Origin of the sequence: Desulfosarcina cetonica JCM 12296, from assembly GCF_001311845.1 — a bacterium.
GTDB classification, from domain to species: Bacteria; Desulfobacterota; Desulfobacteria; order Desulfobacterales; family Desulfosarcinaceae; genus Desulfosarcina; species Desulfosarcina cetonica.
Genome location: NZ_BBCC01000068.1, coordinates 20,999 through 30,380, shown reverse-complemented (window position 1 = coordinate 30,380; position 9,382 = coordinate 20,999). Strand labels below are relative to the sequence as shown.

The following is a 9,382-nucleotide window of genomic DNA, read 5'->3' as shown; positions in this document are numbered from 1 at the left end:
CCAAGACGGCCCTTTGGTTGCCTTTTTCAGATGATAGTGCTATTACGCCCCCAAAATTGATCAACCCGTTGAATTACGGCCCTTTTGGCATCCCGATGGATGGAGACCGCCCATGATTGTGATCATCGATTTTGGCTCCCAATTTAACCAACTGATCGCCCGGCGTGTGCGTGAATGCCGCGTTTACTGCCAGATCGAGCCGCCGAGCATCTCGCAGCGGAGATTCGCGCCCTGGCACCCGAGGGCATCATCCTGTCTGGCGGCCCCTCCAGTATCTACGAAGCGGGCAGCCCCCGGGTGGATGCCGGCATCTTCGAACTCGGAATTCCCGTCTTGGGAATCTGCTACGGGATGCAGTTCATGATCGACACCCTGGGTGGACGTGTCAAAAAAGCCGCCAAGCGTGAATACGGTTTTGCGTCACTCAGCGTAACCGCCCCAAGCGCCTGTTCAACGATATCACCGGCGAAACCGTCACCTGGATGAGCCATGGGGATTCCATTGAAGCCGTGCCCGAGGGGTTTGAAATCACCGCATCGACGGAAAACACGGCTGTCGCCGCGGTCGCCAATCCGGAGAAAAAATTCTACGGCGTTCAGTTTCATCCCGAAGTCGAGCATACCGTCAAGGGGCGCAAGGTCATCCAGAACTTCCTGTTTGACGTCTGTGCCTGCAAGCGATCCTGGACCATGAAATCCTTTGCCAGGGACGCCATCGCCCAGATTCGCGAAAGTGTCGGCGACAAGAAAGTCATTCTGGGGCTCTCCGGCGGTGTGGACTCGTCGGTCACCGCCCTGTTGATTCACCAGCCATCGGCGCCAACCTCACCTGTATTTTCGTGGATAACGGGTTGTTGCGCAAAAACGAGGCCGACCAGTTGAAAGAAAAGCTCAAGCGCCATCTGAGCATCAACATTCGTTTCGTCAACGCCGCCAGCCAGTTCATCGATGCGCTTTCCGGGGTCACCGATCCGGAGCGCAAACGCAGAATCATCGGCAAGATCTTCATGGATGTCTTCGAGGCCGAAGCGATGAAAATCAAGGACGCCGATTTTCTCGGCCAGGGGACCCTGTATCCCGATATCATCGAATCCCGATCCGCTTTCGGCGGCCCGACGGCGGTGATCAAATCGCATCACAATGTCGGTGGCCTGCCTGAGAAAATGAAACTCAAACTGGTCGAACCCCTGAAGTACCTTTTCAAAGATGAGGTGCGCAAGCTGGGCAAAACCTTGGGACTGGATGAGGATCTGGTCTGGCGCCAGCCGTTTCCCGGGCCGGGTCTGGCCATCCGGGTGATCGGAGAAGTCACCCAAAAGCGACTGGAGGTGTTGCGGGAAGTGGATGCGGTCTTACAGGAAGAAATTCGTGCCGCCGGCTACTACCGAAAGCTCTGGCAATCCTTTGCGTCCTGCTGCCCATCAAAAGCGTGGGAATCATGGGCGATGGTCGCACCTACGAAAATATCGTTGCCATTCGGGCGGTCACCAGCAAGGATGCCATGACGGCCGACTGGGCCAAATTGCCCCATAAGCTGCTCGGAAAGATTTCGAACCGCATTATCAACGAAGTCCGCGGCGTCAATCGCGTGGTCTACGACATCAGTTCCAAACCCCCCAGCACCATCGAATGGGAATAGCAAGAACCATGAACGAACATGACGATTCCGGCCGGTTTACCATTCGCGACGACATCCCCGATGCCGACGCGGTGGAAGTGCCCGAGGCCGAAGCCACGGCCGACACATTGCGTCTCGACAGGCTGAACGCCCGCGTCACCCAAGTGGCGGTGCTCCTCTCGATCCTTTTGATCGTCGTTGTGGCAGCTGGTTATCTGGACATCAAAAACCGGATCGAGAAAACGCAGAACTATGGCACCATGGGGGTTCAAAGCCTATCCAATGATCTGGCGTCCCGTTTTTCCAATCTTTCCCTCAAACAGGCCAAGATCGAGGAGCAACTGGAAACGCAGGCCAAGGCTTTGGAAGCTGCCAATGCCGCCATGCAGGCCAACCTTAAAAAAAGCGTTGCCGAATTCCAGCAACGTGTCGCGAATAAACCCGATCAAGCCGCGCTGGAGGAAATTACCCAAAAGACGGCCAACGCCATTAAGAAAACCACGGATGACATCGCCGGCCTGCGGAAAGAACTGACGGCCCTCGATGCCGCTTTCGAAAAATTCGATGGTGAACTGGCCGGTCAGATTCAACGCATTGCCGACGGCCTCAAAGCGGATCAAGGTCAGCTGGCCCAGCTGGAAAAAAGGACCAAAGCGCTATCCAGCAACCAATTAAACAAGGAATCGTTGGACCTGGCCCTTCGTTTGGAGCGGCTGTCCCTGCAGGAGATGGTCAAGGAGAAATTTTCCGTTGTGGATAAGAAGCTCGCCGCGGTCCAAAAAAGCCAGGCGACGTTGAAACAGCGTCTGGATACGCTGGCAAAGGCCCGCGCTACGTCCCCCCCGTCGTCGACGAAACCCGTGGCACCGTCGACCTACACACCGCCCAAGCCGTCATCGGGCATCCCCGAGCGTTCGTCTGGCGGGATCTCGGAGCAGACGATCAATTAAGCATGTCGACGGATTCGTAAAAAACCCGAGACATTCACCTGCGCGAATCCGTCAAAAATACTCACAGCCCCATGACGGCCATTTTCTCCTCGATGCGACGAATGTCGACCGGCAGATCCACCTCGGGCGAATCGTAAGGCGTCACCACCACGCGGATACGATGACCGTGCTCCATGGCCCGCAGCTGCTCGAGTTTCTCGATCTCTTCCAGCCTTCCCGGCGGTAGCTGCCGAAAGCACTCCAGAAATTCTCGTGTATAGGCATAAACGCCAGGTGCTTGTAGATGGCATGACCCGTTCCGCCGTCGCGCGCATAAGGAATGGTGGCCCGGGAAAAGTAAAGGGCATCGCCGTTGTTGTCAAACGTGACCTTAACATCCTTGGGATCGGTAATCTCACGTTCATCCACGATGGCAAATGCAGGGTGCTCATCTTCACCGCTGCATCTTCGGCGAACGGTTTCACCAGGGCGTCAAAACTGCGGGAATCCACCAAGGGTTGATCGCCTTGGATATTGATCACCACATCCTGAAGGCCAAGCCCCAAATGCTCGGCGGCTTCGGCCACGCGATCCGTACCGGAACGGCACGCCGATGAGGTCATGATCACGTTGCCGCCAAAGGCCTTGACCGCAACCCGGATGCGTTCGTCATCGGTCGCCACATGAACGGCTTCAACACAATTGGCCTGCAAGGCCCGTTGATAGACCCATTGGATCATCGGTCGACCGTAGATCCGGGCCAAGGGCTTACCGTCGAACCGGGTCGATCCATAGCGTGAGGGGATGATCACCACAACCCGCATAGCAAGGCATCCTTCTTTCAGTTCAGTCAGGCGACCGCGGCAAATTCGGGTCGCATGAAAAGGGCATTCAACTTCGATAAAAGGTGCGAACGCTGATGAAGGCCAAGGGCCTACCAGACTTTGCCGCCCATCAGGTGCAGGTGCAAGTGAAAAATCACCTGCCCGCCGCCTCTTTCCACGTTGATGAGCAATTTATACCCCGATGCATCCACGTTCTCTTGTTTGGCCATTAACTTGGCCGTCATGATCATTTCCGCCAGAACCGCATGATCGGCTTCCGTAAGATCATTGACGCTGCGGATATGTCGCTTGGGGACAATCAGGAGGTGGACCGGCGCATGCGGATGGATATCGCGAAACACCACCAGATGCTCATTTTCGAATAAAAACGGAGTATCCGTCTGGCCGCTGGCAATCTTACAGAACAGACAATCGTTTTCCATGGCAACGTTCTCCTGTGGTTTCTCCCGGGCTTGGCGACCGAAGTGGGAGGAAAGTGGGGTGTCTGAAAACCGGTTGTCCGGCCGCTTGTTCCTATCGGTTCCCCAGTGACCTTGTCAAGAACCCATTTGGATTCCTCCAGGACGGAGCTTCCCCCAAACAGCCCGAAAATCCCTGGAATTCGTAATTTAAGTTTTAAAACCGGCGGCCGATATGTGTGTACAACAAAGCATCGTACACCATGTTATTTATTAGGCATACCACGATTTCGATCGCCTCAGACAGATAACCTTATCAGCACCATGTCGGGCATGCGCCAGATTGAATCCAAACCATGAATATTCTGATTGCCGATGACGATCCTGTAACCTTGAGTCTGTTGTCATCATCACTGGTCAAATGGGGTCACCAGGTATCCACCGCCGCAGATGGCAGTCAGGCCTGGAGCCTTCTGCAACAAACCCCGATCGACATCGTGGTCAGCGACTGGATGATGCCCGGATTGGATGGCCTCGAACTCTGCCAACGGGTACGCGCATCCGATTCATCCGGCTATATCTATCTGATTCTGATCAGTGCCCAGGATTCGCGTGCGGATATCCTGCATGGACTCGAGAGCGGCGTCGATGATTACATCACCAAGCCCATTGACCTGGAAGCCCTGCGGGCCCGGATTGAAATCGGTGCCCGCATCGTCAACCTGGAACGGAACCTCAAGCGTAAAATTGAAATCATCACCGCCAACCACTACCAGACCATCCATATGTTCACCCAGTTGCTTGAGGTTTTTGACGAGGATCTTGGCGGGCATTGTCGACGAACCGCGAAGCTGGCCCTTGAACTGGCCCGTCGTCATCCGGATGTGGGCGACACTGAGGTCCCGATCATCGAAACCGCGGCGCTGTTGCATGACATTGGCATGGTTGGCATTCCAAAATCCATTCTCAACAAACGGCGTACCGAGATGGTCAATGATGAACGCGAGCTATACCAGTCCCATGCCGTCATGGGGGCGCGCATCATCGGTGAAATCGAAATCATGAAACCGGCCGCCCTGTTCGTGCGCATGCACCATGAACAGTACAACGGAAAAGGGTTTCCCGATGGCTTGGCCGGTGATGAAATCCCCATCGGCGCCCAACTGGTCTCGGCCGCCAGTATCTACGACAACCTGGTCCATCGCGGACGGTTTCCACTGGACGAGATTCCCGAACGCCTGCAGCCGATACGGGGCTACCAATTGTCCCCCCAGGTCGTGGCCATGCTACTCGAACTGAATGTCGCGCAGCAGCATGATCAGGCCCGCAAATCCAATGAGGAACGAACGGTCGACACGCTAAATCCCGGCATGGTGCTGGCAGCCCATGTGCGCATGAAAACCGGCGCGATGGTCATGGCGGCGGATACCGTGCTGGACGCGTACGCGATCGACAAACTGAAACAATACCACACCATCGGCACCATTCACGACAAAGTGCTGATTCGTAAATCTTCCGTGAGGCGTTAAATGGATCTTGCAACCATCATCGGGTTAATCAGCGGAACGGTCTTGATCGTCGGTTCGATCGTGATCGGTGGTAGCGCACTGATCTTCATCAACGTTCCCAGTCTCCTGATTGTCTGCGGCGGAACCATCGCCGTGACCTTCATCAAATTCACCATGGCGGACGTGATCGGATCCATCAACGTGGCCATGAAAGCCTTCCTGGTAAAAATGGAAGCGCCTGAAAACATCATCAAGGAGATGGTCGAGTTCACGCGCATCGCCAAGAAGGAAGGCTTGATCGCACTGGAAAAGGAGAAGCCGTCGGATCCCTTTTCCGCCAAGGCGCTGCGCTATCTCTCCGACGGTTACGACGAGGGTCTGATTGCCGACATGCTCAACAAGGACATCCGCCTGATGAGCCAACGGCACACCACCGGTCAGAACGTGTTCAAGGGCATGGGGGATTCCGCCCCGGCTTTCGGCATGATCGGCACCCTGATCGGTCTCGTCCAAATGCTCACCTCCATGTCGGATCCTTCCGCCATCGGTCCCTCCATGGCCGTTGCGCTTTTGACAACCATGTACGGCGCGGTGATGGCAAACCTGGTCGCCCTGCCGATTGCCGAGAAACTGACCCTGCGTAGCGAACAGGAACGGCTCAACAAAAGCATCATCGTCGAGGCGGCGATCGCCATCAACCGGGGTGTCTCTCCCATGGTACTGGAAGAATCTCTGAAAATCTTCCTCTCTCCCAAGGAACGTCAGAAAACCGAGGGCGAGAAAACGAAAACGGAATAACAAGGGAAATCATGAGCGACGACCAGGAATGTCCGGTATGTGTCAAAGGTGCGCCCATGTGGATGTGCACCTTTGGGGATTTGATGAGCCTGCTGCTCTGCTTTTTCGTTCTGCTACTCTCTTTTTCTGAAATGGATCGCGAAAAATACAAACAGGTTGCCGGTTCCATGGAAAAAGCCTTCGGCATCCAGCGGCAGGAAAATGTATCCGAGTCGCCACGCGCCGGTCTCAAGATGATCGCCAAGGATTTTGATCAGGATGCGATTGCCACACGCATCAAGGAGTTTATCGGCCGTGAATTGGAAGATAATTTCAACGAGCTTTACAGCCAGATCGGCGAGGATATCGAGGTCAAGGCCGGCAAAGACAAAGTCACGATCCGCTTCATGGGAGAAAGTACCTTTGATTCCGGCAAGGCTGAAATCAAATCCGAGCTCGAGCCGTTGATCCTGCGCATCGGCCAGATCCTGGCCAAGGAGACGACCGGTGACATCATCATCTCCGGCCACACCGACAATGTTCCGGTGAGGGGGGGGCCGTTTCAATCCAACCTGAAACTTTCCATTGCCCGGGCCGCGACGGTTGCCCAGTTCCTGCTGGACAGGACCGATATCGACCCCAAGCGGGTCGCCACCATGGGGTTCGGTGAGTATCGCCCCATCGCGGATAACCTCACCGAGGCCGGACGCCGCAAGAATCGGCGCGTCGAGATCACCGTGGGTACGATCCCCAAGCGTGACAAGATGGAAATCAACGCCGATTTGCTACCCACAGAGTAACCCCTTCCTTGATCACAGACGGTTTCGCAAAAAGCCCGAGATCAAACGATGAAGCGTAACGCCGATATCGGTTTTTTTTGCGAAGCCATCAAAAAAGAATCGCCGCCCATGGGATCATTTCCCATGGGCGGCGATTTTGGATTGGGGACGATTTTCTATCTCTTCTTCTATCCGAGAAAATCGAGCAGCGTCGGTTGCAGAACCTCCGAGGCCACCTGCAAGAGTAATTCATAGGAAGTCTGCTGAAGCTGCAAATCCACGGCGGCTTCGGTAACGTCGGCATCTTCCGTTTTGGAACGCATGGTCTCAACGGCATTACTAAGCGCTTCCCACCGTTCCTGGGTGTCTTTCAAGCGGGAATACGCCGCAGCGAAATTCGAACGGACCAGCTCCAATTGGTCGTCGATGTTCTGCAGGGGCTCGAGTGCGTCGCGAACATCGTCTTGATTGTCATCCCGGAGGGCGACCACCAGATCGTCAAGCACGGCAAGCACGGTATCCGTGGAAGCGGCATCGGTGAGCATCTCACCGCCGTCAGCCGCAAGGGTGATCGTGATGCCGTCTCCAATGATCGCACCATAGGAACCGTTGTCGCCATTATAATCACCCGAGGTTGCATCGAAGGGTGCGGTACTGGTCATGTCGCCGGAAAGAAGGTAATCATCACCGTAGCGCGAATTGGCCAGGCCCAAGATCTGGTCACGAATATTGCCCACCGACTGGGCGAGCGCTTCCGAGCTGCTCCCATCGTAGTTAGAAGCGATACCCTTGGCATCTTCCACTAATTCATTGATCTGCCCCAGAATCGTTTCCGTATACGCCACCCGGTTCATGGCATCCGTGATATTGGACTGGTACTGATCGATGCGCGACAACGTGGAGCGGTAGCCCAGTACCCGTCCAATCCCTTTGGGATCGTCGGAGAGGCTGTTGATGCGTTTACCGGTGGCAATCTGAATCTGGGTCTTGGATAACTGGGTGCTCTGTTTGGCCAAATTGGCTTGATGTTTTCGGTCATGATTTTTGGGCTGATTCTCATCGTTGACTCCTATTCTCCGGCGCTCAGACCATGTTCATGAGGGTTGCAAGCATCTCATCGGTCGCGCTCACCAGCTTGGCGGCGGCATTATAGGCACTTTGAAACTGCACCAGATCGACCATTTCCTCATCCAGAGAAACCCCGGATACCTCTTCCCGATAAGTGGCCAGCTGCAGGGAAACCGTGGATTGATGCGCACTGTTGACCTGGGCCGTTGAGACATCGGCACCCACGGTGCTGACCAGCGAATTGTAGACGTCATCGATGGTTGCCCCGCTAATCAGAAAGCTGTTCTGAAGGTTGGCAATCGCAATGGCGTTTTCGTTACCCCCGGGAATGGCCTCACCAGCACCCGCCGCGGCAATCAAATTGGTATCGGCGGCGATATCCGGATTGATCGCGATGTTCGAAGCATGGGTATTGGTGCCAATAAAAAATTCGGGCTCATTCCCGCCGTATAGGTCGGTTCCATCTTCATGAAGGTCGTTGACCGCATCGACGATGGTGGCCGCGATCTCATCCAGCTGGCTGATATAACCGGGAATGATCGTATCGCGGGCTTCGATCCAACCTTTCAGCTTGCCCGTTGAAATGCCTTCGGTGATATTTTCTTCCGTACCGCTGTTGCTGACCCAGAAGACATCCTCGAAGCCACCATTGGTGTGCGTGGTCAGCTCCCATGAGTTGCCTCGATCCACCAGGGTGTTACCGTTGACCGTCGTAATGGTCAGATAGCCATCGGCATCCTCAAAGCTGTTGACGTCGATCAGCGCCGATAGTTCCTGTAATTTCAGATCCCGCTCATCCCGGAAGGTATTGGCGCTGTACCCGCCGGCTTCGACCTCAGCGATTTTGAGGTTCAGGCTGGCGATCTCGCGGGTAAGGGTGTTGATGTCATCGACCGCCCCGGTGATGCTGATGTCGCTGTCGGCCTGAACTTCACTCAGTCTGGTGGAAAGGCTGTTGAAAACGTCGGTCAGATTCTCTGTATTGCCAATCAGCGTTGCCCGCTCGGTATATCCATCCGGGTTGTTGGCGAGGTCCTGCCATGAATTCCAGAATTCGGATAAGGCATCGTTCAAACCGTATCCGGATGTTTCATCAAACATCAGTTCGGCTTTTTCGAGGGTTTCCAGCTGGGCGTCCCAACGACCCAAATCCGATTCCGCCTCGGTGATTTGCGCGTTGAGGAACTGGTCGTAGATCCGCTGGACAGTCTGCTCGGCCTGGACACCCGTACTCAGGATGCCGTTTTCGTAGTACACGGGTTCGTTTTGCGCGAGATTGACGCGCTGGCGTGAATACCCTTCGGTATTGACATTGGCAATATTGTTGGCCGTGACATCCAGGGCCTTTTGCTGGGTGAGCAGAGCCGTCCTGGCTACATTGAGCATGCCATAGATGATATTTGCCATGACTTCTTTCTCCTAGGCTGTTGGTTGATCCGATGCATTCTGCATCCGATATTT

At 55.0% G+C, this 9,382-nt stretch carries 11 protein-coding genes and 2 pseudogenes; 8 read left to right on the top strand and 5 right to left on the bottom strand.

Features of this window, described 5'->3' with window-relative positions:
- Positions 1–174 precede the first annotated feature (174 nt).
- The 5 genes and pseudogenes from JCM12296_RS51440 to JCM12296_RS16225 all read left to right on the top strand — a co-directional run.
- Positions 175–602, top strand: a pseudogene (locus JCM12296_RS51440) (glutamine amidotransferase-related protein); the annotation flags it as partial.
- Positions 603–689: 87 nt separating this feature from the next.
- Positions 690–881 (top strand): hypothetical protein, encoded by a 192-nt coding sequence (locus JCM12296_RS51435; RefSeq protein WP_479690867.1) that lies wholly within the window; start codon positions 690–692, stop codon positions 879–881.
- Entirely contained in the window at positions 851–1,504 is a 654-nt protein-coding gene (locus tag JCM12296_RS51430; protein ID WP_306304049.1) for a hypothetical protein, read from the top strand. The genes JCM12296_RS51435 and JCM12296_RS51430 overlap by 31 nt, the downstream gene beginning before the upstream one ends.
- Entirely contained in the window at positions 1,438–1,638 is a 201-nt protein-coding gene (locus JCM12296_RS51425; protein ID WP_306304048.1) for a GMP synthase (glutamine-hydrolyzing), read from the top strand. The genes JCM12296_RS51430 and JCM12296_RS51425 overlap by 67 nt, the downstream gene beginning before the upstream one ends.
- Positions 1,639–1,646: 8 nt before the next feature.
- Positions 1,647–2,567 (top strand): hypothetical protein, encoded by a 921-nt coding sequence (locus JCM12296_RS16225; RefSeq protein ID WP_054695185.1) that lies wholly within the window; start codon positions 1,647–1,649, stop codon positions 2,565–2,567.
- Between the two features lie 141 nt (positions 2,568–2,708).
- Here the strand turns inward: JCM12296_RS16225 and JCM12296_RS49135 are convergent, their stop codons facing one another.
- From JCM12296_RS49135 to JCM12296_RS16215, 3 genes and pseudogenes are all read right to left on the bottom strand, one after another.
- The gene (locus JCM12296_RS49135; protein ID WP_306304047.1) at positions 2,709–2,975 is read right to left on the bottom strand and encodes a cytidylyltransferase domain-containing protein; all 267 of its coding nucleotides are present in this window, start codon (positions 2,973–2,975) and stop codon (positions 2,709–2,711) included.
- 68 nt (positions 2,976–3,043) lie between these two features.
- Positions 3,044–3,370: pseudogene (locus JCM12296_RS49130) on the bottom strand (cytidylyltransferase domain-containing protein); the annotation flags it as partial.
- Between the two features lie 110 nt (positions 3,371–3,480).
- Positions 3,481–3,813, bottom strand: a complete 333-nt coding sequence (locus JCM12296_RS16215; protein WP_054695183.1) for an HIT domain-containing protein — start codon at positions 3,811–3,813, stop codon at positions 3,481–3,483.
- Between the two features lie 332 nt (positions 3,814–4,145).
- Here JCM12296_RS16215 and JCM12296_RS16210 point away from each other — a divergent pair, with 332 nt between their 5' ends.
- The 3 genes from JCM12296_RS16210 to JCM12296_RS16200 are packed head-to-tail and all read left to right on the top strand — an operon-like array spanning position 4,146 to position 6,874.
- Complete coding sequence (locus JCM12296_RS16210; protein ID WP_054695179.1) at positions 4,146–5,318, top strand: response regulator; 1,173 nt, start codon at positions 4,146–4,148, stop codon at positions 5,316–5,318.
- Positions 5,319–6,095 carry a MotA/TolQ/ExbB proton channel family protein gene (locus JCM12296_RS16205; RefSeq protein WP_054695176.1) on the top strand — a complete coding sequence of 259 codons (777 nt, stop codon included), beginning with the start codon at positions 5,319–5,321 and terminating at the stop codon, positions 6,093–6,095. It begins immediately after the preceding gene.
- Positions 6,096–6,106: 11 nt separating this feature from the next.
- Complete coding sequence (locus JCM12296_RS16200) at positions 6,107–6,874, top strand: flagellar motor protein MotB (protein ID WP_054695174.1); 768 nt, start codon at positions 6,107–6,109, stop codon at positions 6,872–6,874.
- Positions 6,875–7,041: 167 nt separating this feature from the next.
- Here JCM12296_RS16200 and JCM12296_RS16195 read toward each other — a convergent pair whose 3' ends face one another.
- Positions 7,042–7,869, bottom strand: coding sequence for a flagellin N-terminal helical domain-containing protein (locus JCM12296_RS16195; protein WP_054695170.1), 828 nt, complete (start codon positions 7,867–7,869; stop codon positions 7,042–7,044).
- 67 nt (positions 7,870–7,936) lie between these two features.
- Positions 7,937–9,328 (bottom strand): flagellar hook-associated protein FlgK, encoded by a 1,392-nt coding sequence (gene flgK / locus JCM12296_RS16190; protein ID WP_054695167.1) that lies wholly within the window; start codon positions 9,326–9,328, stop codon positions 7,937–7,939.
- Positions 9,329–9,382 lie beyond the last annotated feature (54 nt).